Source organism: Methylobacterium sp. NPDC097929 (assembly GCF_049543375.1).
Classification (GTDB): Bacteria; Pseudomonadota; Alphaproteobacteria; order Rhizobiales; family Beijerinckiaceae; genus Methylobacterium.
This window is the reverse complement of sequence record NZ_JBMVEP010000010.1, coordinates 41,299-68,291: the sequence shown is the minus strand read 5'-3', so window position 1 is coordinate 68,291 and position 26,993 is coordinate 41,299. Positions and strand designations below refer to the sequence as shown.

The window sequence follows — 26,993 nt, the reverse complement described above, 5'->3', positions numbered from 1 at the left end:
GCAGCATTTCCGGCCAGTCAGGACGGATCGCGGACGGTTTGCTCGCCCCACGCGCCGAGCGTCGAGGTCTCCGACGGCACGAGGGTTTCGTCGATCTCCGGCAGATCGCCGGTCTCGGGGCCGAGGCCGACCGTGCCCAGCGCTCCGGCGCTCTCCGGCTCGCCGAGCGCCTCGGTCAGGCCCGCCCGGTCGAGGGCGACGAGGCGCCCGCCCTCGAAGCGGGCGAAGACGCGGCCCGTCTCGCGGCGCGCGAAGCGCACCACCGCCAGCCGCCGCAGGACTTCCCGCAGGAAGCCGGCCTCCGTCTCCGGGGTCCCGTCGACGCCGCGATAAACCTCGGTCGCCGCGTGGGCTCGGATGTCGATCCGGCGGTAGCGCTCGATCGCCAGCAGGCCGCGGGCGTCGAGGATCGTCATCGCGCCGTTCGTGCCGAAGGCGATGGTGCGCGGGCGCGCGCCCTTCGGCACGCTGTTGTCGAGGAATTCGAAGAACACCGTCCGGTCCCGCCGAAGGGCCCAGGTGAAGAACAGCCGCGGCATGCCCGTGAAGGCCTCGACGTTGTGCGCCAGCAGATCCTCGACCGCCTTGTAGCGCCCGAACTCCTCGCCCCGCTTCCAGGCGCGCTCCACCGTCTCCTCCGGCGGCGTGACCATGAATTGCAGGTGGATGTGCTGGCCGAACCGGGTCAGGAGCTGCCCGGCGCCGTCGGCCTCCGTGGAGAAGCTGTCGAAGCGGAAGCGGTCGATCAGCAGGTGCGAGAGGCGGCCGGCGGCGGCCTTGCGGGTGATGTAGCGGTCGAGCTTGGCATCGACGATCTCGACCTCGTGGCCGGTGAGCGGCCCGGCATAGCGGCGCGCCGGTCCTAAACTGTCGTAGTCGAGCAAAAACTTGCGCCAGACATCGGGGGTGACGACGGCGAAGTCCTGCCAGTCCGCGCCGATCCGCCCGGCGAGGTCGCGCTGGTAGGGGCGGATCGTGCTCTTGCCCGAGGCCGAGGCGCCCTTGACGTTCATCACGACCGGCCGCCCCTGGGGTGCCGGCCGGTGGTAGCCCTGCGCCTCGGCCACCGCCTCGATCCAGGGCGCGATCAGCGCGCCGATCCGGTCGCTGCCGCAGCGGTTCGTGACCAGGATGCCGGCGAGCCGGCGCAGCAGCGCCCGGTCGCGGATCAGCATGCCCTGGCGGGCGATCACGTGGCCGAACACCGTGCGCAGGGCCTCGCGGGCGGCGCTCTCCAGGCTCTCGGTCTCGTGGGATGCGCCGCAGCGCGCCTCCAGGCGCGCGAGGACGCGGCCCTGGAAGTCGCCCGACGGGGTGGGGGAGGGGGCCTCGCGGCCGCCGAGCAGGCGCCGCAGCCCGCCCCAGCCGCTGGCGGGCTCGGCCGCGGGCGCGGGCGGCTCGTCGAACAGGGCCGCGAGTTCGCGCTCCAGCACGGCGTCGGCCTCGGCGCGCACCGCCTCGAGTTCGGCCGAGACCGCGGCGAGCCGCGCGTTGACGCCCTCGCGCAGGAGCGTGGTGACGATGCGCCGGAAGTTCAGGCCGAGATCGGCATAGACCTCGCCCACGGGGACCGAGATGTCGGCCATCACCCGGATCAGGGTCTCGTGCACCACGAGCCGCTCCGCCCGGAAGGGGGCGAGCTGCGTGGCCGGCAGGCCGCTCAGATCCGAGAGTTCGAGGATCTCGGCCAGCGGCAGCGCGACGTTCTCGGGCCGGAACACCGTGGCCAGCGGGCGCATGGCCCGCGGCAGGCCGGGTTCGAGGCCCGGATTCCAGGCATGGAAGGCCGGCGCGTCCCGCGCCTCGACCGACGGTGGGGCGGCCGGTTCCATCGCGCCGCCCTCCCGCTCGGCTCAGGCGGCGGAGGCGTTCTCGATCTCCTCGAAGCGGAGCTGGTAGGCCTCGCCCCAGAGGGTTGCGGCCCGCTCGTGCCACGCGGCGTCGAAGAACAGCTTGGCGCAGAACGCGCTGCGCCAGATGCACACGGCGATGATCCGCTCGTCGAGGACGCGGATGTGCCGGCTCTCAAGGCCGCCGGCGATGCCGAGGCGGGGCAGCATGTCGATGCTCGACGAGCCGAATTCGTTCTCCCCGGGGAAAACGACCGGGCACTCGACGACGGTCAGATGCTTCAAGGGGGTTTCCATGGCGGACGCCTTCTACGGACTCGTTCTTCCGGCCTGCGGCGGAGATCTCGCTCACGACGCTCGGCGCACCTTGCACGCTTCCCGCCGGCCTTGCCATCACCTTCGGCAACCCGGCGCGAACTCTCACTCTCACGGCCGTGGCGGAGCCGGCGGGCTGGCCGCCATCCGCGCCTCGCCCGCGCAATCCCAGATGCTCAGGATCGCGCTGACGCGGCACGATTCCATGAGCGCGATGTGATCGACCCGCCGCTCGCAGAAGGTTTGCAGCCGCTCCTGCGCGGAGGCCGTGATGTCGATCGCGGGAAAATCCCGGTCGGTGATGAGCCAGACGGAGCGGCTGTAGACCTCGGGACCCTCGGCGGCCACGGCGCGGAAGATGTCGCGCTGGGTGAGGAGCCCGACCACGCTCGCCTCGGCATCGTCCTCGACGACCAGGAGCGCGCCCGTGCCCGGCTCGGCCAGGAGCTGCGTGGCCTCGGCCACGGAGCGGTCCCGCTGAATGGTTCGGACGCCGTCCGCGTCCGGTTTTCGGCGCATCGTCGTGAACACGGCGCTCCTCCAACGGCGCGCCTCTCGGCCGGGGCGCGCTCATGAAAGGAGGTTGGTATACAGCATACCTGTTGTCAATTCTGGATTTTGAATTATGGTGCCACCCGCCGACGGGTGGTCTGCAGGATCGACCCGCCCGTCCGCCCGTTCTCTCCACGCCAGGCCCGATCATGCACGATCCGGCCTCCCGTTCAGGGTCCGGTGCCCGTCCCGTGATTCCACCGGCGCGAAGCGGCCGGCATCGACGAGGGAGGTGATGTCAGGACAGACGACCTGACGACAGACTGCACTTCGAGCCGTCCGCAGGCTTCAGTCCTCTGCAAGCATCCGGCAACGTCCGCGATGGCAGGGGATCAGTTCGACAAAAACACGATCAAAAAAGCTCGAACAATCGAGCTATTCTGGAGATACGTCCATGACCGATCTATCGACAAAGGGCGCTTCGGCGCCCACAAGCCGTTGGCTGCAGCTGCTGTTCGGCATCATCTGCATGTGCATGATCGCCAACATGCAGTATGGGTGGACGTTCTTCGTCAACCCGATTCAAGAGCGGCACGGCTGGGATCGCGCCGCGATCCAGGTCGCCTTCACCCTCTTCGTCGTCACCGAGACCTGGCTCGTTCCGATCGAGGGCTGGTTCGTCGACAAGTACGGCCCGCGGGTCGTCACGCTCGCCGGCGGCCTGATGTGCGGGCTGGCCTGGGTGATCAACGCCTACGCCGACACGCTCACCATGCTCTATCTCGGCGCCGTCATCGGCGGCACCGGCGCGGGCGCGGTCTACGGCACCTGCGTCGGCAACTCGCTCAAGTGGTTCCCCGACCGCCGCGGTCTGGCCGCCGGCCTCACCGCCATGGGCTTCGGCGCGGGCTCGGCGCTCACCGTGGTGCCGATCCAGGCCGTCATCCACCATTACAGCTACGAGCACGCCTTCTTCTGGTTCGGCATCGGCCAGGGCCTCGTCGTGATGCTGATCGCCCTGTTCCTGCTCGCGCCGAAGAAGGGCCAGGTGCCCGAGATCGCCCGCGTCAGCCAGAGCAAGCGCGACTTCACCCCCGGGGAGATGGTGCGCGCGCCGATCTTCTGGGTGATGTACGCGATGTTCGTGATGATGGCGGCCGGCGGCCTGATGGCCACCGCCCAGCTCGGCCCCATCGCCAAGGACTTCCACATCGCCGACGTGCCGGTCAGCCTCATGGGCATCACCCTGCCGGCCCTGACCTTCGCAGCCACCATCGACCGCGTGCTCAACGGCGTCACGCGTCCGCTCTTCGGCTGGATCTCCGACCATATCGGCCGCGAGAACACGATGTTCCTCTCCTTCGGCATCGAGGGCGTGGGCATCTACCTCTTGAGCCAGTTCGGCCAGGACCCGATCATGTTCGTGATCCTGACCGGTCTCGTCTTCTTCGCCTGGGGCGAGATCTACTCGCTGTTCCCGGCGACCTGCGGCGACACCTTCGGCTCCAAGTACGCGGCCACCAATGCGGGCCTGCTCTACACGGCCAAGGGCACCGCGGCCCTGATCGTGCCCTATACCAGCATCCTCACCACGATGACGGGCTCGTGGCACGCCGTGTTCCTGGCAGCCGCCGCGCTCAACATCCTCGCGGCGCTGATGGCGATCTTCGTCCTCAAGCCGATGCGGCAGGCCTATACCCGGGCTCCGGCGACCCCGGCGGCGGAGCCGAAGCCGGCCGCCGCCCACTGAGAACGGCCCTCGGCCGGACCGCTCGTCCGGCCGATCTCCCACGGATCGACAACCCGTGCCGGACCGCGTCCGGCACGGGGCCCGTTCCCCGACCCCGCCCGACGGATCGGACGGCTCCCGCCGCCGCGCTCGCCCTCCGTGGAGGGTCGCGCCGCCGCGCGCCCGAGATCCTCTTCTCGTCACCTTGAGAGAGCGTCCTGCCGGATTCGCCGAGCGAGCGGGCAGGCATCACAGACATTTTAAGGAGTAACCGGATGGCTTACCAACCGGCCGAGCCGCAGGCGCGCCAGGATGCGCCCGTCGACGCGCCCTCCGCCAAGTGGTGGCAACTCGCCTTCGGCGTGCTGTGCATGGCCATGATCGCCAACCTCCAGTACGGCTGGACCCTGTTCGTCGATCCCATCGACGCTCAGCACCACTGGGGCCGCACCGCGATCCAGTTCGCCTTCACCATCTTCGTGGCCACCGAAACCTGGCTCGTGCCCATCGAGACCTGGTTCGTCGACCGCTACGGACCGCGCGTCGTGGTCTGCTTCGGCGGCGTGATGATCGCCCTGTCCTGGACCCTCAACGCCTACGCCGATTCCCTCTTCCTGCTCTACGCGGCCGCCGTGATCGGCGGCATCGGCGCGGGCTCTGTCTACGGTACCTGCGTCGGCAACGCCCTCAAGTGGTTCCCCGATCGCCGGGGCCTCGCCGCGGGCGCGACCGCGGCGGGCTTCGGCGCCGGCGCGGCGATCACCGTGATCCCGATCGCCAACATGATCGCGTCGAGCGGCTACGCCCAGGCCTTCCTCGTCTTCGGCCTCGGGCAAGGGCTCGTCGTCGTCCTGCTCTCGTTCCTGCTGCGCAAGCCCACCGTCGCCGTGCCGATCCGGCGCAAGAACCTGCGCCTGCCCCAGACCAAGATCGACCGCAGCCCGCGCGAGGCGGTGCGCACGCCCGTGTTCTGGACCATGTACGCCCTGTTCGTGATGGTCGCCTCCGGCGGCCTGATGGCGGCGGCGCAGATCGCCCCGATCGCCCACGACTTCCATGTGGCCGGGGTGACGATGAGCCTGTTCGGGCTGCAGATGGCGGCGCTGACGCTGGCGATCTCGCTCGACCGCATCTTCGACGGGTTCGGCCGGCCGTTCTTCGGCTGGGTCTCGGACAACATCGGCCGCGAGAACACGATGTTCATCGCCTTCACCATCGCGGCCACGGCCTGCATCCTGCTGCTGGGCTACGGGCGCAACCCGGTCGTGTTCGTGCTGAGCACGGCGATGTATTTTGCCGTGTTCGGCGAGATCTACTCGCTGTTCCCGGCGACCTGTGGCGACACCTTCGGTTCGACGTACGCGGCGAGCAATGCCGGGCTTCTCTACACGGCCAAGGGAACGGCGGCCTTCCTCGTGCCCTTGGCCAGCGTTCTCTCGTCGGCCTATGGCTGGTCGGCGGTGTTCGGGCTGATCATCGTCCTGAATATTTCGGCCGCGGCCCTGGCCGTCTTCGTGCTGAAGCCGATGCGGCGGCGCTACCTCGCCGCGGAGGCCGAGATCGCCGACGCGATCGAGGCACGCAAGGTCAAACTCGCTTGAGGGCATAAGACGACCGCCGCCGCGACATCCGCGTCGCGGCGGCGGCCAATTCCCGCGAAACCCGTCGGTCCGGCCACGGTTTTCCGGTCATGGCACGCTTCTTTCTGCACCTTCGTGACGGCACCGAGCTGATGGAGGATCCCGATGGGTCGGAACTGCCGGATCTGAACGCCGCGCGGGCCGAGGCGCGGGAGGCCGCGCGCGACATCATGGCCGGCATGGTCCGGGCCGGCGAGTTGCTCGACGGTCAGCAGATCGAGATCAGGGACGCGGCGGGCGCGCTGCTGGAGATCGTGCGGTTGAAGGACGTGCTCCGGCTGACCTGACCGCACCCTGCTCCGGGGCCTGGACCGCCGACGGGGACGATCGCGTCGTTTGCGGTGTTCGGCCGGTATCCGGACTGGCACGCGTCGCCGCGCATCACGTTCCTCCAGACATCGCATGACGAACGGGGCCGGGCGGCGCGCGTCAATCCTTACGGTTGAGCGTAAGTGACGACAGCGATGCAATCGTTCGGGGTGCCGGCCTGTCATTGCACGATGAACGGGAAGTAACCAAGTTCGCCCCCTGTCCTCATCGGCGGTTTCGGATTTGGGGCGGTGGCGGCGAATATCCTATGCGGTGTCCAACCCTACCTATGTAGTTCGGTCGAGATGCTTCGCTGTTTAGATTGATCGCAGCCCGGGTATGGTCGAAAGATCGGGGAACCTGCCGTGCGTCCGGGACGGGGGAACGATGACGATCGACGGATCTGCCTTGGATCGATCTTCGGCGTACGGCTCGCTGCAAGTCCCGCCGATGCGGGCTTCCGAACCGGGCCCCCTCACCGTCCTCGATCTGGGCGCGCGAACGCTGCCCTCCGGCACCGACCTGATCCGCGAGGGCGAACGGCCCGAGGGCCTGTTCGTGCTCCTCGACGGCTTCGCCTGCCGCTACAAGCTGCGGGAGAACGGGGCACGCCAGATCCTGTCCTTCCTTCTCCCGGGCGATCTGTGCGACCTCGACGGCTCCCTGCTTCAGCGGATGGATCACGGAATCGGCACGCTCTCGACCTGCAGCGTCGGGCGCCTCCCGCCCGAACAGGTCCGGGAGCTGCAGCGTCATCCCTCCTTCGCCCGCACCCTGCGCATGGCGGCGCTGACCGAGGAGGCGATCCTGCGCGAGTGGATCGTGAATATCGGCCGCCGTTCGGCCGTGGAGCGCCTCGCGCACCTGTTCTGCGAGCTGTACCTGCGCCTGCGTGCCGTGGGACGGGCAGACAAGCGGAGCTACCTGCTGCCGATCACGCAGATCGACCTCGCCGACACCACCGGCATGACGCCCGTCCACGTGAACCGCTCGCTGGGCGAGTTGCGGCGCATGCGGCTGATCGAGCGCACGGGCAAGCGCCTGACGATTCTCGATCTGCCCCGCCTGATCGAGGTCGCCGAGTTCCGGCCGGACTACCTGCACCTCGACGGGTAGGGGCGGGCTCGACGTCGTGACAGTGGTCCGTTCCGCGCCGCTTTGAGGTCAGAACTCAAGCAGCTTGACCGCGCGAGGGGGCGCTCTCGACCTTGGGCAGCTTCTGTGATGGTCCATTTTCAGTTGATGAATTTGGCAGAGACCTGCAACCAGCATAGGCGAACTCGTTCCAGCATGCTTCAAACGAACGATTGAGAATATTTTCTGGAAATAGGTCGAGGATGATCGAAAATCTCAAGTCGTATTCATATGAGCCGTATTCAGTGTCATGTGTAGTGCTTTCCATATTTAGCGCAGATTATTGACTATGGCCAGTCCGTAAGCTCGATGTAGTGTCTGCTTTGATATCATGGATGATTTGATGGCGGCACTCTCTTTGGTGAGCCTAGATCCATCGAATCCTATTGCTTGAGCAACATACGGCAAAATATTTAAGATGACGTGGTTTCTTGCGAGTGGTTTTTTTGATGTAATCAAATAGTCTTTTACAAACTGCTCAAATTGTAAAATTGCTTCTTCTTTCCTATAAGAAATTTTTGAAGTTATGTCCAGCAATGTCATCCACTGGCGGTTGAGGCCCTTCGTTTTCAAAACTTCAGTTCTTGCATTATCTAACGCCGAACTGATGCCGTAACCATTCCGACCGAAATAAATATTCATTATTTCAGTCAAGTGATCGAAATCACGACAAAGAAGAGCATGGAAGGCTGGCCTTTGAAGAGATCCAAAAAAATCCTTCGCGATATTATGATGCTCGGGGAGTTTTTCAGCAAGATCGATTGATTTTAAAAAATTTTCAATCATTTGAGCGCGCAAATTGCGGAAGCTGGAAAAATTGTCTGCGCTTCTATCAAGACTTGCGCAGGTATGGAAATATCTCATTTGCTGAATAGTAAAAATATGCAGTCCGAATCTCTCAATATACTCTTTGTCGAGATCGGCATCGCCAACTATAACACCTCGCGTGTTCCAGGCGTCGATTATTTTTGTGAGGTCGGCACCCTCGAAGCAGGGAAACTCCTTGTCCGATAATCTGTTAAAGGTCAGGGTTGCGTACGCATCGAGTATCTTCGCTGTAAGGTTAGTGTCTTGAATATCGTCAAAATCGATTTTATCTATGTAATTTTCCACAATGCTGAAATCTGAAAGAAGATTTGCGTTGACAATCAAGCGATTTAAAATTAGCGCTCTAGAGTATTCGCTGTCCGAGCAATTGAATGCGAGCAGCAGCCGCGTTGTATTGTCTTGAATATTTACGTTGTCCCCGCTAATATAATATTCAATTGACTCCATAATTGCTAGAGTGCCGTCATTTATCCCTGGGGTAGTTCTTATCGCTTTCAAGCTGCAGTCATTGTAGGAGCGATTTGCGATTTGATTTGCCAAGCCGGCATCGACACTCCATCGCCGCCTGTCGGCATCGCAGCAGATTTCGCGGCGCTGCTCTAGACTTACAAGCTGCGAACAATTTGCGAAAGCTTGCTTAAGGCCTAAATCATTGTTGAATTTTCCGTGAGAAAGGCCAGCGGAGAACTGTTTATTGATCAGCTTGAATTCCTCAGGCTGCACGTAGACTGCTTCATTTCTAAGTGCCTGACGGAATGCCCCCCTCAAAAAATATCCATCTCGCTGAGTGAAGTTACAATTGAGAAGTTTTCTTATTTCGTTTGAGACCTCAACATTTCGGACTATCTCGTCAATGTGATCATCCGGGCCGAATCCGACAAAGAAATAATTATGATGATTGTTGGTGGTAATTGCGCCGACACTCGCGTCACCGCCCGCTTCTACGCGTATATTGAGCTTTTCGAGCCCCGAGTCCTTTAACACACCAGCTTGGGCCAATGATGGTGTGTCTAATGATTTCCCTGTGATTTTGTGGAGGTCATAGAAATTTTCTTAGATTCAAAGCTGCCAGCTTTTGCGTCAATATCTACGGATTGGGCATTCACGATCTCGCCGATCACGGCCTTTCTTTCGATAACGAGCTTAAAGCGTACTTGGGCTTGGCTCATTTTTGTTTGTGCATCGACATCTTGCGCTATTTTTTTGTCCAGTGTTCTTAGCAAAACAATCATTGTCTTTGTATCTTCGGCAGATATTGATGGTATGGCATCCTTCAATACCTCTATTGCGTCGCTGGAGTTCGGGTTGGCCTCAACTTTGACTATAGCGCGAAAAGCTTGACGTCCCCATATTTCAACGACCTCGTTCTTGATGGCCGTGTAAGCTTCTTTAGTTGCAAGTTTCACTGCCTCGCTTGACGAGATAGCAGCCCCTGCGATGATTGCGTCCCAAACGGTTGAAGCATGTAGCATCAAAACATCCCAATTTTTTTGAGATTTCATTGATTCGGGTGGGTTCTTTCAATCATCATATTGGAAGTTGTCCGCGACGACTTCAAGCGCCGTTCGCGCGAGGGCCTATTTGTCTTTCCGGGCACTAAAGTAGAAATGTGTGCTTGTGTTCATAGAGTAAGTCTGTTTTACGAAGTATAGGATTTGATTGATGCGATAAATGATTCGGACTCCTGAAAATTTTTCAATGAGGCTATTGTGGAGGCTTAAATATGCGATGAGAACACGCCTTCCAAGGGTGGATAGGCTGCAAGGTTATCGCATTGTAGAAAGTACAGCGGGGAAAAGACAGTTCCTCTACAACCCGCAAACATCTGTCGGCAAAAAATCGAATCCGGACCCTGGACGGTTTGGCCCCGCCGGCCCCCCGATAGTTCGGATCGGAGGGCCGGCCGGGCATGGAGCCTGGATGCGTGGCTAAGCTCCCTGGATGACAGGCCAGACCTCCAGGATTCCGCGGTAGATCATCTCGCCGGCCACGTAGAGGATGACGGCCAGACCGACATAGGCGATCCAGTGGTACTTCTGGAGCAGGCGGGCGATGAAGCTCGCGGCGATGCCCATCAGGGCGATCGAGAGGCCCAGGCCGAAGATCAGCACGATCGGGTGCTCGCGCGCCGCGCCGGCCACCGCCAGCACGTTGTCGAGCGACATGGACACGTCGGCGATCACGATCTGCCATGCGGCCTGGGCGAAGGTCTTGCGCGGCGCGTGCTCGGCGATCTGGCCGTCCTGATCGAGGTCGCGGTCTTCCAGCGCCTCCTCGGCTTCGAGGGCCTGCTCCGCATGGCCGGCCCGCAGCTCCCGCCACATCTTCCAGCAGACCCAGAGCAGCAGGATGCCGCCGGCCAGGAGCAGGCCGACGATCTCCAGGAGCTGGGTCGTGAGGCTGGCAAAGACGATGCGCAGGACCGTGGCCGCGATGATCCCGATCAGGATCGCCTTGTTGCGCTGATCCTTCGGCAATCCGGCCGCGGCCAGACCGATCACCACGGCGTTGTCCCCGGCCAGGACGAGATCGATCATGATGACTTGGAGAAAGGCCGTCAGGACCTCGGTGGTCAGCAGTTCGCTCATGGCTTGGGCCCCCAGGTCATCGCGTTCTCCCCTTGAACACAGCCCGTTGATGTCGGGCGATCGCTTCGAACGCCCGGCCGGTGGCCGCGTCGTCTCGAAAGGTCGTTTGTCGGCTCCCCAAAGGAGAGCCTGCCGGTCGAGGCTCCGGAGCCGTGCCCGGTCCCGCCGCCGGCTCCTTGTCGTTCCGCGCCCCTCTGCGCCATTCCAGCGGGCGCTCCGGAACCTCGCGCCGGATATCGTATCCGGCACGAGGTTCCAGCCTCTTGTTTCGCATCGTCTTTTTCCGAAAGCCGGCGGCCACCTTTCGGGACGATGCTCTAGGCCGCGCGCTCGAACGTCGCGATGAAATCCGCCAAGCGTTCCCCCTGGATCAGGATGTGCTCGCGCAGCAAGTGTTCGGTCCGCTCGCTGTCGCCGTCTCGAAGCGCATCGACGATGCTCTGATGCTCCGCCAGGGAGTTCGCCACCCGGCTTCGCGCCCGCAGCTGCAGGCGGCGGTACGGCTTCAGGCGAGCATGGAGCTGTGACGCCTGCTCGGTCAGGAACGTGTTCTGGCAGGCCTCGTAGATGAGGTGATGAAAGCGCTCGTTCGCGTAGTAATAGGCGTCCGCATTCTCCTCGGACGCCTCCTGGATGCAGGCCTCGTGCGCCTGTTCGAGTTCGCGCTGCTTCGATGTGGTGATCCGGCGCGCGGCCAGGGCTCCGCACATGCCCTCCAGCGCGGCCATCACCTCGAAGCGCTCGACCACATCCTTGAAGCTGAGCATCGCCACGAACGCGCCGCGCCGCGCCTGCAGTTCGACCAGTCCTGTCGAGGCCAGTTGCATGAGCGCTTCCCTGATCGGCGTGCGGGACACTTCGAATCGGGTCGCTAGCCGCTGTTCGTCGAGCCGGTCCCCCGGACGGAGCGTGCCGGTGATGATCTCCTGCTCGAGCGTGTCTCGGAGAGTCTGAGCTCGTCTCATGGCCTGCGCCTCATCTGCACGCATCCTAGAACGCCGGAGCATGATTTTTCAAGCCGATTATTGTATACAAGATTGTTGACCATGGATGCGTCGCTGGGTATTTCGTGAACGAAAGAAAACGAGGGATTCGCCTGCGCAATCCCCGGCGACCGGCGTGACGCCGCTCGTCCGCACGACGCAGGGAGGAAACTGAGGAGCGGGTGCCGTGTCACCACAGCTGATCTCGATCTACGCCCTCGTTGCGATGTTCGTCGTCGCCACGATCCTGCCCGTCAACATGGGCGTTCTGGCCTTCGTCGGCGCCTTCCTGGTCGGCACCCTGGTCGCCGGCCAGACCACGAACGCCATCATCGCCGGCTTTCCCGGCGGGCTGTTCCTGACGCTGGTCGGCATCACCTTCCTCTTCGCCATCGCGCAGAACAACGGCACGATCGACTGGCTGGTGCGGCTCGCGGTGAGGGCCGTGCGGGGCAGGATCGCCGCGATCCCGTGGATCATGTTCGCGATCTCCGCCGTCCTGACCTCGGTCGGTGCCGTGAGCCCGGGCGCCGTCGCGATCATCGCGCCGATCGCGCTGGGCTTCGCGTTCAAGTACAGCATCTCCCCCCTGCTCATGGGCCTCATGGTGGTCCACGGCGCGCAGGCGGGCGGCTTCTCGCCGATCAGCATCTACGGCGGCATCACCAACCGGGTGGTCGCCAAGGCCGGCCTTCCGCTGAGCGAGATGACGACCTTCCTGGCGAGCTTGAGCGTCAACTTCGCCGTCGCGGTGCTGCTGTTCTTCGCGCTCGGCGGCCGCAAGCTCCTGCAGGCGAAGGCCGCGGCCGCGCCGGCGCTCACCGTTCCCCATGCCGAGATCGCGTCGCCGCAATCCGGCCCGCAGGTCTACGGCGATGCCGAGGCCGAGGCGCTGAGCGAGGAGATCGCCCTCGAGACCGGGCAGAAGCCGGGGCGCTCGGTGGTCGACCGGCCGGGCGACGCGTCGACGAGCGGGGACGGCAACTGGTACCAGATCGTCACGCTGCTCGGCCTCGTCGCGCTCGCGGTTCTCGTCCTCGCCTTCAACCTCGACATCGGCTTCGTGGCGATCACGATCGGCCTGATCCTGTCCCTGATCGCGCCGAACCTCCAGAAGCGCGCGATGGGGCAGGTGGCCTGGCCCGAGATCATGCTGATCACCGGTGTGAGCACCTACGTCGTCGTGCTGGAGAAGATGGGCACCATCACCTTCGTCGGCGACAGCGTGGCCGGCCTCGCCTCGCCGATGCTCGCCGCGCTGCTGCTCTGCTTCATCGGTGCCGTCGTCTCGGCCTTCGCCTCCTCCACGGCGGTGCTGGGATCGCTCATCCCGCTCGCCGTCCCGTTCCTGCAGGCCGGGACCGGCGTCAGCGCGGTCGGCTTCATCGCCGCGATGGCAGTCGCCTCGACCATCGTCGATGTCAGCCCGTTCTCGACCAACGGCGCCCTCGTTCTCGCCAACGCCCAGGGCGTCGACCGCGAGGCCTTCTTCCGCAAGCTGATGGCCTACGGCGCGATCGTCACGCTGCTGGCGCCGATCGTGGTCTGGGCCCTGTTCGTCGTGCTCTGAAGCATCGTGCCGGATATCGTATCCGGCACGATGGTCTCGTCTCTTGTCTCGCATCGTCCCGAAAGCCGGCGGCCACTTGTCGGGACGATGCTGCAAAGCGCGATCGCGGCAGGCCGAAGCGAGGGGGGCGGGGGTGCAGACCCTCGCCCCCTTCTCGTTCGCGCGGGTGCCGGGCGATTCACATGTACGCGCCGCATGTCGAACATGCAGTCCCGGCCATTCTGAAAGGCCAAGCACGGGGCCATCTATCGGGAAAGGAAACGCTCAAGGATTGCCACGTTCCGCAAAGGAATCCTGTCCTTGACCATCACCGCTCTTCTCGATCGCTCGCTCGCGGGCCTTCAGCGCCGGACGGCTCGCCTGGCGCAGCGGAAGGCTCTCTCCCGCGCCAAGGGCCGCCCCGGCCTCGCGGCCACCCTGCTGGCCAGCCGCGCGCAGGAGGCGGAGCTTCTGGTCCGTCACTACCGCCGGCGCCCGGCCGACCTCCCCTTCGGCGGCGACGGCTGGGGCCTGAACGGCTGGTCGTTCCACCGCTAAGGGATGACGGCTCACCGGCGCAGGAGGCCGCATCGGCGGCCTCATGCGGCCGCCGTACGATGACGACGCCGTCATTGCGAGGCGAAGCCGTGGCAATCCAGGGCGCGACCCGTCCGGAGACGTCGCGACCTGGATCGCTTCGCTTTCGCTCGCGATGACGGCGTTCGGCAACATCCGAAAGTGATCAACCGGTCACGGTCTCATGCCGTCCGGCGGCCCTGTCCGGATCGATGGCCGTGACATCGATGGCCGTGACCGGGGCAGCATCCGCGCAGCCCCCGCTCGTCAGGCGCTCCCGATCCACGCGACGGCGCCCGCGGCGGAGCGGAATTCGTCGAGGGCGTGCACCCGCCATTGCGGCGTGAGATCCCGGGCCATGGTTGACAGCGCGTGGCCGGGGCCGAGTTCCAGCACCGTGTCGCTTCCGAATTCCCGGCAGGCCTCCAGGCAGGCCGCCCAGTCGATCGTGTGCGCGATCTGGCGCGTCAGCTTGGCGAGACCGGCCTCGGTGTCGAAGACGGGGGCGCCGTCGAGGCCGCTGATCAGCCGGGGGGCACCGGGTTTTGGACGCTGCGGCGTCTCGCGCCTCAGGATGTCATCGAAACGCCGGCTCGCCTGCGCCAGCAGCGGCGTGTGCGAGGGCGTCCGGACGGCCAGGATGACGGCCCGCAGCGCGCCGGCCGCCCGCGCCTCGGTGCACAGAGCCTCGAGCGCCGCCCGGGCACCGCCGACGACCGCGCTGTCGGCCGCGTTCCGGATGGCCAGATGGCAGCCGTGCCGCTCGGCCAGCCTCTCGATCCGCGCCAGCGGCAGGCCGCGCAGACCCGCCAGCCCGAAGCCCTCGCCGCCCGCCGCATCCATGACCTCGGCCCGGGCGGCGGCCAGGCGCAGGATTGTCTCCACGTCGAAGCGGCCGGCGCAGCCCCAGGCGGCGAGATCGCCGATGCTGTAGCCGGCGACGACGACGCGGGCCGGGCGCGCCGCCTCCACCACGGTCCAGCCGGCCAGCGCAGCGACGCAGCAGAGGATCTGCCCCGTGCGGTTGTCGTGCAAATCCGCGCCAGGCAAGTCCGCACCCGGCAAGTCCGCGCCCGGCGCGCGGACGAGGTCCCGCGGGTCGCGGCCGAGCAGGCGCTCGGCCGCCGCGAAGACCGGCGCGGCGGCCGGCCAGTCCGCGGTGAGATCGAACATCCCGGGATGCTGGCCGCCCTGACCGGAGAGGAGCACCGCGAGCGTCACGGCGTCCCCTCCGGGCCGTCCCCCTCGATGCCGTCCACGAACAGCGTCATGGCGAGCAGGTCGGCCGCGCCGCCGGGGCTGAGATTGCGGGCGACGAAGGCGCGGTGCAGGGCCTCGGCGCGCTCGCGCCAATCGGGCTCAGCCACGCCGCCCTCGGCGATGAACCGTGCCGCCTCCGCGCGCGCGAAAGCGAAACCCGCAGGCCCGCCCCGGTGCAGCAGGTTCGTGTCCTCGACATGCGCGACCAGGGCGAGGCAGGCCTCCACCCGAGCGGCCTCGGCATCGCCGGGGCGGGCCTGCCGGCCCCGGCGCAGGGCCGGCAGGCCGACGCGGTAGAGGCTCGGGAAACCCGCGGCGGCCTCGGCCGGGGCGCCGCCGACGCCGTGCCGGCGCCGCGCCCGCGCGCCCGGTGCGTGGAGCAGCACGGGACCGTCGAGGATGGCCGCGCCGTAGCGCGCATGCACGAGCCTGCCGAGCGCCCCGGCGCCGGCCCGCGGCAGGGCGCCGGCGGCGGCGCAGAGGAGGCCGAGCCCGAAGATGGCGCCGCGATGGGTGTTCACGCCGCCGGTCGCCGCCCGCATGGCCGCCTCCGCCTCCAGGCCGATGCGGCGCAGGGCCGGCATCGGCGCGCCCGCCGCCCCGGCGCGGGCGAGACTCTGGAAGAAGGGCGCGATCGCCCCGGTGCTCGCCCGGAAGGTGCCCGCGTCCATGTCGGCATGGCTGCCGGAATCGACGTGGCTGACGAGGCCCGGCTTCGGATAGGTCTCCAGTTCGAGCCGCAGGGCCTGCGCCGCCGCCCGCGCGATCCGCTCGGCGGCGAGGTCGCGCCGATCGTCGGGCGCCGGAGCGAACAGGGCCGGACTTGCGCTCACGCCGCCGCCCCCGCCGGTTCGCCCGTGAGCACCGCGGCGGCGGCGCGCAGGACGAGGCGGTCGCGGTCCTTGACCAGAACGTCGTCGCTCGGGCCGGCGGCGTGCAATTCGCGCCAGTTCACCCCGCCGCCGCCGGGCAGCAGGATCTCGCCGTCGAGGCGCATCGGCGCGCCGGCCTCGATCGCCGCGAGCCCGTCGAGCAGACCGGAGGGCACCGCGCCGGAGATCGGCCAGAGCAGGTCGAGGTCCGAGCTGTCCGAGAGGTAGGGCAGGCCGGTGAGGCTCTGCCAGAGCAGGCTTCCGAACGGGCGCGGCGCGAGGCCGTGCTGCTCACCGAGCGCGAGCACCGCCTCGACCGTCCCGGTCCAGGCCGGCGGGCAGGCGCCGCGCGCGTCCGAGAGACGGACGGGGCGGCGCGAGCGGACCGCCTCGGGCGGCAGTGCGAGGCCGATGCGGCGCTTGCCGTCCCGGGGCGGCAGGGGCAGCCCGAGCGGCACGCGTCCCGGCTCCTCCCCCGGATGCGAGCGGCGCAGGATGAGCGGGTGCCCGTTCTCGATCCAGGCCGCGACGTGCGGCACGCCCGCGAGGTCCGCGCGATCCGCCATCACCGCGCGCCAAGCGTCCGGCTCCACGTCGAGGAGATCGTGGCGGCGGTAGGCCTCAGCCAAGACTTGCGTCCCGCACCACCTGCGCGGCGACGGCCTCCGCCACCGGCCGGCCGCCGCGCTCGCGCCCGGCCCGGTCGCGGGTATCGTCCGCGGGCAGCGCGTCGATCACGGCGGCGATCTGCTCCGCCAGCGGACGCGCGGGTTCGAGCACCGCCTGCACCGCGCCGGTGCGCACCATGTTGTCGAGGCCCGGCGCGAAGACCGGCGTGTCCCGGGCCATCGCCTCCAGCCGGTCGAGGGGCAGCTTCGTCACGCGCGCCACCGAGGGCAGGTCCATCACGCTCGGATTCGCTCCCGGCAGGCCGACGAGGACGCGGGTGGCGAGCGCCGTGGCGATGAAGGCGCCCGCCGCCGAGTGCCCGTAGATCAGCCCGACGGTGGGGTGGCCCTGGGCGTCGGCGAGCAGCAGCGTCTTGGCGAGATGGGCGAGATACTCGTTGAGGCCGAGCAACTCGTCGCGCCGGCTCATGCGCTGGCTGTCGGAATCGATCGCCACGAGGATCGGCGTGCGATTCCCCCGGCGCACGACCTCGAGCACATCGGCGGCGAGCCGGCAGGCGCCTTCGACGCCGAGCGGCACGTCGCCGTCGATGCCGATCACCGCGAGCCGCCCGCCCCGGAACGGACCCTCGCCGCCGACGAGGCCATCCGTGACGGTGACCGCATGGCCCTCGGGGAAGAGCGAGGACAGGATTTCGGAAAGCGTGGTCTTAGCGCGCGTCATCTTATCGGGCGTCATGGGTCGTCTCCCCGAGACCGGCGAGCAGGGCGTCGAACTCGGCCGTGGTCAGCGCCGGCACCGCCGCCGGATCGTTCACGCCGAGCCGGCCCCAGATCTCGGTCGCGTCGCGGCAATCGCCGAAGCGGGCGAGGCGTTCTTCCAGCCGGGCCTGCTCCGCCTCCAGGGTGGCGAGATCGAAGGCCGGCGCCCGTGCGATCCCCTCGAGAGCCGCCTGCCGGAAGGCCTGGACCGTGTCGTCGGCATAGGCGTCGGCGCCGCCGGTGAGCCGGCGGTGCTTGCCGCCCATGGTGCGCCAGACCAGGGCGCGGTCGCGGGAATCGAACTCCTCCGCGCCCCGGTTGGTCTCGATCACCTCCGGTCCCGAGACGGAGATGCGCCCGCCCTCGGAGACGACGAGCCGCGAGCAGGTGCCCGCGATCAGCCCGCCGCCGCCATAGGCGCCCGCTCGTCCGCCGATCAGGCCGATCACCGGAACGCCGGCCGCGCGCACCTGCGTGATCGCCCGCATCACCTCGGCGATGGCGGTCTCGCCGGCATTGGCCTCCTGGAGCCGCACGCCGCCGGTGTCGAACAGGATCAGCACGGCTTCGGGCTTCAGCGCCAGGGCGGCGCGAAGGAGGCCGACGAGCTTGGCGCCGTGCACCTCGCCGAAGGCGCCGCCCATGAAGCGGCCCTCCTGCGCGGCGACGAGCACCGGCCGGCCGTCGAGGCGGCCCGAGCCGACGATCATGCCGTCGTCGAAGGCGCGCGGCAGGTCGAACAGCGGCAGGTGCGGGCTCATCCGGCGCTGCTCGGGGCCGATCACCTCGCGGAACGTGCCGGCGTCGAGCAGTCCGTCGAGCCGTGCGCGGGCGCTGGCCTCGTACCAGCTCGCGGCCCAGCCCTTGGTGGCGGGATCGATGATCCGTTCGCCCATGTCAGACCTCCATCAGCCGGGCGCCCTGGATCAGGCGCAGGGACACGGTGTCGGGGCGGGCGCCGCCGTCGTTGACCGTGATGCGCAGGCCCCCGGGCTGGGCGCGGGCGACGAAGTCGGCGACCACCGCCGCCCAGACCTCGCCGTAGCCGCGGATCGGCGTCTCGATCTCGACCGTGCACTCGGTCGGGGCGAGGGCGCGCTCCAAGAGCACTTCGAGGTTGCCGGAGGCGACGACGCCGGTGATGGCCTGCGCCTTCGCGCCGGGCAGGGCCTTTTGCGTGGTGTGTCGGAAGGTCAGGGATTCCATGGCGACGGCTCCGTTCGGGCGTCCAATTCTCGGATCGACTTAGGTCGTCCTTGCGAGGCGAGGCCGAAGCAATCCAGCGGCGCGACTTTTCCGGATCGAGCGGCGCACGGGATTGCTTCACTCCGCTCGCAATGACGGGGCGGCATCGCGGCCTCACCAGTTCCGGAACTTGGCCGGCGGCTCGTAGAGCCCGCCCGACCAGTGCACGAGATCCTTGATCGAGCGCGCCGCCAGCAGCGAGCGGTCGGCGTCGAGGGGTTCGATGCCGAGATCCTCCGGTCGGCGCACGATGCCGCGCTGGCGCAACGACTCGACCATGGCCCGGTCGCGTCCGCGCCCGATCTCCGTGTAGCCGGCCACCCCGCGGATCGCCTGCTCGCGCTCGTCGGGGTCACGGCAGAGCAGGAGGTTGGCGATGCCTTCTTCCGTGACGATGTGGGTGACATCGTCGGCGTAGACCATCACCGGTGCGAGCTCCAAGCCGATCTTCCTGGCGAGCTCCAGGGCGTCGAGCCGCTCCACGAAGGCCGGCACCAGCCCCTCGCCGAAGGTCTCGACGATCTGCACCACGAGCTTGCGCCCGCGCATCAGGGCCGGATCGCCGGTCACCTGCGCCTCGCGCCCCGCCTTCATCCAGGTGTCGGAGGGGTGGCGCCGCCCGTGCGGGTCCGAGCCCATGTTGGGCGCGCCGCCGAAACCCGCCACCCGATTCTGCGTCACCGTCGAGGAATGGCCGTTGAGGTCGATCTGCAGGGTCGAGCCGATGAACAGGTCGCAGGCGTAGAGCCCGGCGGTCTGGCAGAAGGCCCGGTTGGAGCGGAGCGAACCGTCCGCGCCGGTGAAGAAGATATCGGAGCGCTCGCGGATGTAGCGGTCCATGCCCACTTCGGAGCCAAAGCAGTGCACCTGTTTCACCCAGCCCGATTCGATCGCCGGGATCAGGGTCGGGTGCGGGTTGAGCGCCCAGTGCGTGGCGATCTGACCTTTGAGGCCGAGCCGTTCGGCGTAGGTCGGCAGCAGGAGTTCGATCGCCGCCGTGCCGAAGCCGATGCCGTGGTTGAGGCGGCGGATGCCGTACGCGGCGTAGATCCCCTTGATCGCCATCATGGCCATCAGGATCTGCGTCTCGGTCATCGCTGCCGGATCGCGGGTGAAGAGCGGTTCGACGTAGAAGGGCCGGTCGGCCTCGACCACGAAGTCGATCCGGTCGCCGGGGATGTCGACCCGGGGCACGCGCTCGACGATCTCGTTGACCTGCGCCACCACGACGCCGTTCTTGAAGGCGGTGGCCTCCACCACGGTCGGCGTGTCCTCGGTGTTCGGCCCGGTATAGAGGTTGCCCTCCCGGTCGGCCGAGACGCCCGCGATCAGCGCCACGTTCGGGGTGAGGTCGATGAAGTAGCGGGCGAACAGCTCCAGGTAGGTGTGAACCGCCCCGAGCTCGATCTGCCCGCCGTAGAGCATGCGGGCGATGCGCCCGCCCTGCGGCCCCGAATAGGAATAGTCGAGCCGCCGGGCGATCCCCTGCTCGAAGATGTCGAGATGTTCGGGCAGCACGATGCCGGACTGAACCATGTGCAGGTCGTGCACGCGGGACGGGTCGCAGGCGCTCAAGGCACGTGCGAGGCAATCCGCCTGCTTCTGGTTGTCGCCCTCAAGGCAGACCCGGTCGCCGGGCCGGAGGATCGCTTCCAGCAGGGCGACGGCGTGCTCGGCCGCCACGACCTTGCCCGCGGCATGCGCCCGGCCCGCCTCGATCCGCGCGTCGCGGACTGCCCGCTCCTGACGCCAGCCGCTCATCGGTCCGCTCCCTGTGATGGCCCCGCTGCGTCCGCGGCGGGCGGGGATCCAACCGTCGCCGTCTTCGCTGCGGCGGGACGATCGGCTTTTTGTATCCCGGCGTATGTGTAAGTCAAGTTTTTGTATACGATCGAGGCTGTTTCGTATCATGTCGGCAACGGAAGGCCCGCTGCCTCATGGCGGCCGCAAGCACCGATGCCGGCCTGGGCCCCGGCCCGCGAAGGCCGACGCCCGCAGCGACGGCCGTCCCGAGCCGCCGTTGCCGCGGTGAATCGGACGGGCGAGGGTGACGGACGCATCCGAACCGGCGGGCGCTCGGCCGCTCCGTCGCGGACCATGCGAGCGCGTCGCGTCCGGCCGGCGGGCCGTCGTGAGGGAGGGGGCGCGGGGCTCTCGCCCTTCGATCGATCACGTCGGCGCCCGAACGGAGATCTTTCATGGTCCGAGCGCATCGGCGTAAGATCTTTCCGATCAATACCCCGAAGAAAGAAGATAATTTCGGTCGAGCTTTGCTATAGAGTGCATACAAGATGCAGGGCGGGAGTGGGTGACATGGTCGAATCCATCGACAGGCGCGGCTTCCTGAAGTTGTCCGCGGCGCTCGCCGCCGGCTCGGCGGCCGGCTTCTCCTGCGTCGAGGTCGCGCGCGCCGCGCCCCTCGCCGTGCCCAGCGTCGACAGTCTGAGCCTGCGCGTGCTGATCGATTCCGCGCACGACCAGTTTCTGAAGCCCGAGACCGTTCAGGGCGTGCGGCATCAGCCGCCCGGTAACGGCCGCGGCGCCGATTACCGCAAGGTGCTGCACAACCAGTGGGGCCTGTCGCTCTTCGCGGAATCGAAGGCGGCGGGGGAGGCCCGCACGATCCTGCTCGATTTCGGCTACAGCCCCGAGGCGCTGCTCAACAACATCGAGATCCTGAAGGTCGATCCGACCAAGCTCGACGCGCTGATCGTCAGCCACGGCCACCACGACCATTACGGCGGCCTGAACGGCTTCCTCGATCGGTACCGCGACGCGCTCTCGCCCGACCTGAAGCTCTATGCCGGCGGCGAGGACAATTTCTGCCACCGCCTGAGCCCGGTCGGCACGACCGGCCAGTTCACCGATTTCGGCCAGCTCGACCGGCGCGAACTCGCCGCGCGCCGGATCGCGACGGTGCTGTGCGAGGCGCCGACCGTGGTGGCCGGCCACGCCTTCACCACCGGCCAGATCAAGCGCACCTCGTCCGAGCGCATCCTGCCCAACACCTTCGTCGAGCGCGGCATCAAGGACGGGCTCGGCTGCGACGCGACCCATTACTCCGCGGCCGAACTCCAGGGGAAGATCATTCCCGACGAGCATGTCCACGAGCACGCCACCTGCTTCAACGTGAAGGACAAGGGGCTCGTGGTGATCTCGTCCTGCGGCCATGTCGGCATCGTCAATTCGGTGCGGCAGGCGCAGGAGGTCTCCGGCGTCGAGCGGGTCCACGCCATCGTCGGCGGCTTCCATCTCGGCCCGGCGCCGAAGGAGTACCTGACCCAGGTCGTGGCCGAGATCCGCGCGCTCAAGCCCGACGTGGTGATCCCGATGCATTGCAGCGGCCTGAACTTCGCCCTCGAAGCGCAGGCGCAGATGCCCGGGAACGTCATCGTCCCAACCACCGGCAGCCGGCTCACCTTCGGTGCGTAGACGGCTGGCAGCCGCGCTGCTGCTCGGGCTCGCGGCGATCGGCTCAAGCAGGGCCGAGGCACCTCCGCGCCGCTCGGCCGCGGAGCTGATGGACGTTCTGATGTGGAACCGCGAGCCGGTCGGCGGGCCGTTCGCGCTGGTCGATCAGGACGGGCGCCCCCGCACCGAGGCGGATTTCCGGGGGCGCCTCGTGATCCTCACCTTCGGCTTCACCAGTTGCCCCGACGTGTGCCCGACGGATCTCATGGAGATCGCCCGCGCGCTGACCCTGCTCGGCGCGGCGGGCGAGGCGATCCAGCCCGTCTTCATCACCCTCGACCCCGCGCGCGACACGTCCGACCTGCTCAAGGAGTTCGTGCCGAGCTTCCATCCGCGCCTGATCGGCCTGACCGGCTCCGAGGCGGCGATCGGCCAAGCGGCCGACGCCTACAAGGTCTTCTACCGGCGGGTGCCGCGCTCCGATGGCGAGGACACGATCGAGCACTCGGCCTTCGTCTATCTCATGGACCGCTCGGGTGCCTATCTCGGCTTCTTTCCGCCGGGCACCTCGGCCGAGCGCATGCTGACGATTATCCGGCCGCATCTCGCTGCGCCGTGACGGCGGAGCCGCAGTCCTCGCAGAATATGCTTAGGATTTGGACGAGCTTCGCGAGGGGCAGCTTGTTCACGACGCTAGTGCTTGGATTTCATGCTTGGCTTCAAGCATCGTCATCGATATCGTCCAGAAGACCCCACTGATGCCCGATCGGCGTTGCTTCTGGAAATGCTCGAAAAAACCCTCGTTCAAATTGCTTTATGTTCTTCGATGAATTGCCTATGCCGACTACTTGCCACAGATGGGCGCGTATCGCTGGCATGCCAACCTCTTCTGAAAGGAACTGGAATAATTTGTATCTTCGCCCGCCATTTGCATAAACTACGGGATTTTTTTCATCTAACATTTCTAATATCTTTCCTTTGCTGTTTGCAAGTGGATGATAGATAAATTTTCTGGTGAACTTTGCGAAAAAACGAGGGTGCTTTGATGACGTGGAGTCAAACCGCTTCATGCCATATAGCCTGTACAGCATGTCAGGAAATTGGTCTGGAAATTCCTTTTCCCATTTAGACCACTCATTGACTACAAACTGCTGGAACAGCTCTCTATACTCGTCTTTTGCTCGGTCTGTGAAGCCGACCGCCTCATCGATTAGTCCAATTATTCCGAGTTTTGCCGCTGATCTCTGAATAATCTCAGCATTTTTCGCAAGAAATTCCTGAGATTTATTGAGCGTTCCTGCTCTTCCGGCGTCGATTAATACGGAACATACATCAATCAATACTTCGCCTTCATACCCATCAATGACGAGACCTTGTGGCGTCGAGTCGTTGGGGACCGGGCGGAAATGGTGCGGATTATCAATGACATGCCACAGATCATCGTTGATTCTCGACCTAATTGCCGGCCGGGTCATCGAACGCAGAAACGCACTGCCGCCGGTTGATTTGAGTCCCAGAGCAGCAGCCATTGCTGCTTTGGAAATCATCCGCCGGCCATCATCCAATCGATAAGCATCAACGGTGACAGCGCCGATTTTCAATGGCGCTTCGTGAGTAGCGATTGGCAGACGATTTGGATCTGCGATTTTGGCCCAACGAGCCTTTGCCGCCTCGCGAGCGCTGCGACTCCGCTCTTCCGGAGTTAATTTTTGAGATCTGGCAATTCCGCCCTGGCTTTGGGGCGTCGCTTTACGAGCCATGGCGAATCACTCCATGCGTGCGGCGTATGGATGATTATATGCGTGCTGATATCGCTATCAAGCACGCATTCAGGTTTAACTTTTGAAAGCGAATGCGTGCTTGATCTTGACCACCGCTTCATTGCCGCCTTTCGCGCGATCTCAGGCCGATGCTCATGTGTCATCGCCGCAAATCGCACTGAGACACGACCCGTTGCCCCGTGATCGCTTCGGATCGTCATGGCGAGGCGGAGCCGAAGCCATCCAGCGCTCCGCACGATTCGGAGAGCCCGCGCCGCTGGATCGCGTCGCTGTCGCTCGCGATGACGACCCGGGGTGACGGCCGGGGCCGTCGAACGGGCGCCGCATCGGGCAGGCGCTCGGGATCCGGGCATGGGAAAAGACTTGACAAACTAGTAAAAAATTCCTAGTTCTCGCGGGCTCGCCGCCGGCACGGGTTCGGTTTCCGCAAGGAGCCGGGCCGGTGTCCACGACAGGGGGCTTTTCGCGGAGGTGACCGGCCGCGACGGGCTCACGGGCGGAGGAGGCGGTTCCCGCGTCACGGTCGGTCGCCGTGCCCCGGGCGTCGTGCACGGGCAAGAGCCTTTTGTCCGCACCGGGCGATCCGGTCGCGGGCAGGGGCTCGATGCCACTCTGGCCGCCGGCCCACTACGAGGCCGGGTCGCGCTTCAGGACCGTGCCGAGCGTAACCCGAAACCGCTGACGACAAATCGGCCGCCGCTTCCCGCTTCGGGAGCGCCGGCCGCGGGGCGCCGGGGGATCCACTCCCGACGCGTCAAGCAAAATCCCGGAACCCACGGCACCCCGCGTCCCCTGTCTCATCCCGGCGCCCAAGGCGTGCGGGAACAATGGCATGCGTTTCGTTTGACCGACCATTTGGTATTTGGTATGCCAGATGGGTCGCAACAAGACCGGCCGTCCGACGCACGGTCCGCGCGCCGAGCGCCAAGGTACGGCGCAAGGGCACCGCGCACGCCATCGCACCGCATCGGCCCGACGCCATCGGGCCCCGCGCGGGGACACGACAGCCAGACAAGAGGGAGAACGCCGCATGACCGTCCAGGCCCAGAACATCGACGCGATCACCGCGGGCGCGATGCCCCACGAGGAGCCGGAGCTGACGGACGGCTTCCACCTCGTCATCGACGCGCTCAAGCTCAACGGCATCGAGACGATCTACAACGTGCCCGGCATCCCGATCACCGATCTCGGCCGTCTGGCCCAGGCCGAGGGTCTGCGGGTCATCTCCTTCCGCCACGAGCAGAACGCCGGCAACGCCGCCGCGATCGCCGGCTTCCTCACCAAGAAGCCGGGCATCTGCCTCACCGTCTCGGCGCCGGGCTTCCTCAACGGCCTGACCGCGCTGGCCAACGCCACCACCAACTGCTTCCCGATGATCCTGATCTCCGGCTCTTCCGAGCGCGAGATCGTCGATCTGCAGCAGGGTGACTACGAGGAGATGGACCAGCTCGCCATCGCCAAGCCGCTGTGCAAGGCCGCCTTCCGCGTGCTGCACGCCGCCGATATCGGCATCGGCGTCGCCCGCGCGATCCGCGCCGCCGTCTCCGGCCGTCCGGGCGGCGTCTATCTCGATCTGCCCGCCAAGCTGTTCTCGCAGGTCATCGACGCGAGCCTCGGCGCCAAGTCGCTCGTCAAGGTGATCGACGCGGCCCCGGCCCAGATCCCGGCCCCGGCCGCCATCGCCCGGGCGCTCGACGTGCTGAAGTCGGCCGAGCGTCCGCTCATCATCCTCGGCAAGGGCGCGGCCTACGCCCAGGCCGACGAGGCGGTGCGCGCGCTCGTCGAGGAGAGCGGCATCCCCTACGTGCCGATGAGCATGGCCAAGGGCCTCCTTCCCGACACCCACCCGCTCTCGGCCGGTGCGGCCCGCTCCACCGCGCTCAAGGATTCCGACGTGGTGCTGCTGGTGGGCGCCCGCCTCAACTGGCTGCTCTCCCACGGCAAGGGCAAGAGCTGGGGCGAGCCCGGCTCGAAGCGCTTCATCCAGATCGACATCGAGCCGCGCGAGATGGACTCGAACGTCGAGATCGTGGCGCCGGTGGTGGGCGATATCGGCTCCTGCGTCGAGGCGCTGCTCGAGGGCATCCGCAAGGACTGGAAGGGCGCGCCCTCGGCCTGGCTGGAGACGCTGCGCGGCAAGCGCGAGGCCAACATCGCCAAGATGGCCCCGAAGCTGATGAAGAACTCCTCGCCGATGTGCTTCCACTCGGCGCTCGGCGCGCTGCGCACCGTCATCAAGGAGCGGCCCGACGCGATCCTCGTCAACGAGGGCGCCAACACCCTCGATCTCGCCCGCGGCATCATCGACATGTACCAGCCGCGCAAGCGCCTGGACGTGGGCACCTGGGGCGTGATGGGCATCGGCATGGGCTTCGCCGTCGCGGCGGCCGTCGAGACCGGCAAGCCGGTGCTGGCGGTCGAGGGCGACTCGGCCTTCGGCTTCTCCGGCATGGAGGTGGAGACCATCTGCCGCTACGAGCTGCCGGTCTGCATCGTGATCTTCAACAACAACGGCATCTATCGCGGCACCGACACCGATCCGACCGGCCGCGATCCGGGCACCACCGTCTTCGTCAAGAACTCCCGCTACGACAAGATGATGGAGGCCTTCGGCGGCGTCGGCGTGAACGTCACCACGCCGGACGAGCTGAAGCGGGCCGTGGACGAGGCGATGAATTCCGGCAAGCCGACCCTCATCAATGCGGAGATCGACCCGGCCGCCGGCAGCGAGAGCGGCAACATCGGCAGCCTCAACCCGCAGAGCACCCTGAAGAAGAAGTGAGGCGGGCACTGCCCTCCCACCGCTTCGACTGAGCCGGACCGCGGTGCCCGAAATGGGCGCCGCGGTCCTTTTTTGTCCGGCACGCACGTTCGTCCCTCATGCTGGGGTGCGGAGCGACGCGAAGCCTCGAAGCACGCGCGACGAAAACCCCGGGACAGCCTTTCCGGACACCGGGGAGGATCACGCGTTCCGGGCTGCTTCGAGGCCCGCCGTCGCGGGCATCCCGGTATCAGGGGCTCGGGTTGCGCTTCCTCAGCG

Annotated in this window: 24 protein-coding genes; 9 read left to right on the top strand and 15 right to left on the bottom strand. The window is 66.3% G+C overall.

Going from position 1 to position 26,993, the window contains the following annotated elements; translation table 11 throughout:
• Positions 1–17: 17 nt before the first annotated feature.
• The 3 genes from ACPCJR_RS20110 to ACPCJR_RS20100 all read right to left on the bottom strand — a co-directional run bounded on the left by ACPCJR_RS20110 (position 18) and on the right by ACPCJR_RS20100 (position 2,684).
• Positions 18–1,832: a hypothetical protein gene (locus tag ACPCJR_RS20110; RefSeq protein ID WP_391514509.1), complete on the bottom strand. Its 1,815-nt coding sequence runs from the start codon at positions 1,830–1,832 to the stop codon at positions 18–20.
• Between the two features lie 21 nt (positions 1,833–1,853).
• On the bottom strand, positions 1,854–2,147 hold the full coding sequence (locus ACPCJR_RS20105) for a hypothetical protein (protein ID WP_110353392.1): 294 nt from the start codon (positions 2,145–2,147) through the stop codon (positions 1,854–1,856).
• 129 nt (positions 2,148–2,276) lie between these two features.
• The gene (locus ACPCJR_RS20100; RefSeq protein WP_391514625.1) at positions 2,277–2,684 is read right to left on the bottom strand and encodes a CBS domain-containing protein; all 408 of its coding nucleotides are present in this window, start codon (positions 2,682–2,684) and stop codon (positions 2,277–2,279) included.
• Between the two features lie 427 nt (positions 2,685–3,111).
• Here ACPCJR_RS20100 and oxlT (ACPCJR_RS20095) point away from each other — a divergent pair, with 427 nt between their 5' ends.
• From oxlT (ACPCJR_RS20095) to ACPCJR_RS20080, 4 genes are all read left to right on the top strand, one after another.
• Positions 3,112–4,407: an oxalate/formate MFS antiporter gene (gene oxlT / locus ACPCJR_RS20095; protein ID WP_391514510.1), complete on the top strand. Its 1,296-nt coding sequence runs from the start codon at positions 3,112–3,114 to the stop codon at positions 4,405–4,407.
• Between the two features lie 254 nt (positions 4,408–4,661).
• Complete coding sequence (gene oxlT / locus ACPCJR_RS20090; RefSeq protein ID WP_391514512.1) at positions 4,662–5,987, top strand: oxalate/formate MFS antiporter; 1,326 nt, start codon at positions 4,662–4,664, stop codon at positions 5,985–5,987.
• A gap of 89 nt (positions 5,988–6,076) precedes the next feature.
• Positions 6,077–6,313 carry a DUF6894 family protein gene (locus ACPCJR_RS20085; protein WP_391514514.1) on the top strand — a complete coding sequence of 79 codons (237 nt, stop codon included), beginning with the start codon at positions 6,077–6,079 and terminating at the stop codon, positions 6,311–6,313.
• A gap of 472 nt (positions 6,314–6,785) precedes the next feature.
• Positions 6,786–7,451: a Crp/Fnr family transcriptional regulator gene (locus tag ACPCJR_RS20080; RefSeq protein WP_391514516.1), complete on the top strand. Its 666-nt coding sequence runs from the start codon at positions 6,786–6,788 to the stop codon at positions 7,449–7,451.
• Positions 7,452–7,739: 288 nt separating this feature from the next.
• Here ACPCJR_RS20080 and ACPCJR_RS20075 read toward each other — a convergent pair whose 3' ends face one another.
• The 4 genes from ACPCJR_RS20075 to ACPCJR_RS20060 form a co-directional block, all read right to left on the bottom strand.
• Complete coding sequence (locus ACPCJR_RS20075; RefSeq protein WP_391514518.1) at positions 7,740–9,296, bottom strand: hypothetical protein; 1,557 nt, start codon at positions 9,294–9,296, stop codon at positions 7,740–7,742.
• 11 nt (positions 9,297–9,307) lie between these two features.
• Positions 9,308–9,799 (bottom strand): hypothetical protein, encoded by a 492-nt coding sequence (locus ACPCJR_RS20070; protein ID WP_391514520.1) that lies wholly within the window; start codon positions 9,797–9,799, stop codon positions 9,308–9,310.
• Between the two features lie 426 nt (positions 9,800–10,225).
• Positions 10,226–10,885 (bottom strand): TerC family protein, encoded by a 660-nt coding sequence (locus ACPCJR_RS20065; RefSeq protein ID WP_391514521.1) that lies wholly within the window; start codon positions 10,883–10,885, stop codon positions 10,226–10,228.
• Between the two features lie 317 nt (positions 10,886–11,202).
• Positions 11,203–11,850, bottom strand: coding sequence for a GntR family transcriptional regulator (locus ACPCJR_RS20060; RefSeq protein ID WP_391514523.1), 648 nt, complete (start codon positions 11,848–11,850; stop codon positions 11,203–11,205).
• 205 nt (positions 11,851–12,055) lie between these two features.
• Here ACPCJR_RS20060 and ACPCJR_RS20055 point away from each other — a divergent pair, with 205 nt between their 5' ends.
• Positions 12,056–13,438, top strand: coding sequence for an SLC13 family permease (locus tag ACPCJR_RS20055; RefSeq protein WP_391514525.1), 1,383 nt, complete (start codon positions 12,056–12,058; stop codon positions 13,436–13,438).
• A gap of 300 nt (positions 13,439–13,738) precedes the next feature.
• Positions 13,739–13,975: a hypothetical protein gene (locus tag ACPCJR_RS20050; protein ID WP_391514527.1), complete on the top strand. Its 237-nt coding sequence runs from the start codon at positions 13,739–13,741 to the stop codon at positions 13,973–13,975.
• Between the two features lie 285 nt (positions 13,976–14,260).
• Here the strand turns inward: ACPCJR_RS20050 and ACPCJR_RS20045 are convergent, their stop codons facing one another.
• The 7 genes from ACPCJR_RS20045 to mdcA form a co-directional block, all read right to left on the bottom strand.
• Positions 14,261–15,214, bottom strand: a complete 954-nt coding sequence (locus ACPCJR_RS20045) for an acyl transferase (RefSeq protein ID WP_391514528.1) — start codon at positions 15,212–15,214, stop codon at positions 14,261–14,263.
• The gene (gene mdcB, locus ACPCJR_RS20040) at positions 15,211–16,086 is read right to left on the bottom strand and encodes a triphosphoribosyl-dephospho-CoA synthase MdcB (protein WP_391514530.1); all 876 of its coding nucleotides are present in this window, start codon (positions 16,084–16,086) and stop codon (positions 15,211–15,213) included. Before mdcB ends, ACPCJR_RS20045 begins: the two co-directional genes overlap by 4 nt.
• Positions 16,083–16,754 (bottom strand): malonate decarboxylase holo-[acyl-carrier-protein] synthase, encoded by a 672-nt coding sequence (gene mdcG, locus ACPCJR_RS20035; protein WP_391514531.1) that lies wholly within the window; start codon positions 16,752–16,754, stop codon positions 16,083–16,085. Before mdcG ends, mdcB begins: the two co-directional genes overlap by 4 nt.
• Entirely contained in the window at positions 16,747–17,493 is a 747-nt protein-coding gene (gene mdcE, locus ACPCJR_RS20030; protein ID WP_391514533.1) for a biotin-independent malonate decarboxylase subunit gamma, read from the bottom strand. The genes mdcG and mdcE overlap by 8 nt, the downstream gene beginning before the upstream one ends.
• Entirely contained in the window at positions 17,480–18,412 is a 933-nt protein-coding gene (locus ACPCJR_RS20025) for a biotin-independent malonate decarboxylase subunit beta (protein ID WP_391514535.1), read from the bottom strand. The genes mdcE and ACPCJR_RS20025 overlap by 14 nt, the downstream gene beginning before the upstream one ends.
• 1 nt (position 18,413) lies before the next feature.
• Positions 18,414–18,722, bottom strand: a complete 309-nt coding sequence (mdcC, locus tag ACPCJR_RS20020) for a malonate decarboxylase acyl carrier protein (RefSeq protein ID WP_391514537.1) — start codon at positions 18,720–18,722, stop codon at positions 18,414–18,416.
• A gap of 153 nt (positions 18,723–18,875) precedes the next feature.
• On the bottom strand, positions 18,876–20,522 hold the full coding sequence (gene mdcA / locus ACPCJR_RS20015; RefSeq protein WP_391514538.1) for a malonate decarboxylase subunit alpha: 1,647 nt from the start codon (positions 20,520–20,522) through the stop codon (positions 18,876–18,878).
• Between the two features lie 552 nt (positions 20,523–21,074).
• On the opposite strand from mdcA, the gene ACPCJR_RS20010 reads away from it, so the two are divergent.
• Positions 21,075–22,193 carry an MBL fold metallo-hydrolase gene (locus ACPCJR_RS20010; RefSeq protein WP_391514539.1) on the top strand — a complete coding sequence of 373 codons (1,119 nt, stop codon included), beginning with the start codon at positions 21,075–21,077 and terminating at the stop codon, positions 22,191–22,193.
• The gene (locus tag ACPCJR_RS20005) at positions 22,186–22,791 is read left to right on the top strand and encodes an SCO family protein (RefSeq protein WP_391516815.1); all 606 of its coding nucleotides are present in this window, start codon (positions 22,186–22,188) and stop codon (positions 22,789–22,791) included. Before ACPCJR_RS20010 ends, ACPCJR_RS20005 begins: the two co-directional genes overlap by 8 nt.
• Before the next feature lie 100 nt (positions 22,792–22,891).
• On the opposite strand, the gene ACPCJR_RS20000 is transcribed toward ACPCJR_RS20005, so the two are convergent.
• Positions 22,892–23,932, bottom strand: coding sequence for a P63C domain-containing protein (locus tag ACPCJR_RS20000; protein ID WP_391514543.1), 1,041 nt, complete (start codon positions 23,930–23,932; stop codon positions 22,892–22,894).
• Positions 23,933–24,983: 1,051 nt separating this feature from the next.
• Between ACPCJR_RS20000 and oxc the strand changes: the two genes are divergently transcribed.
• On the top strand, positions 24,984–26,735 hold the full coding sequence (oxc, locus tag ACPCJR_RS19995; protein ID WP_391514545.1) for an oxalyl-CoA decarboxylase: 1,752 nt from the start codon (positions 24,984–24,986) through the stop codon (positions 26,733–26,735).
• Positions 26,736–26,993: the final 258 nt, after the last annotated feature.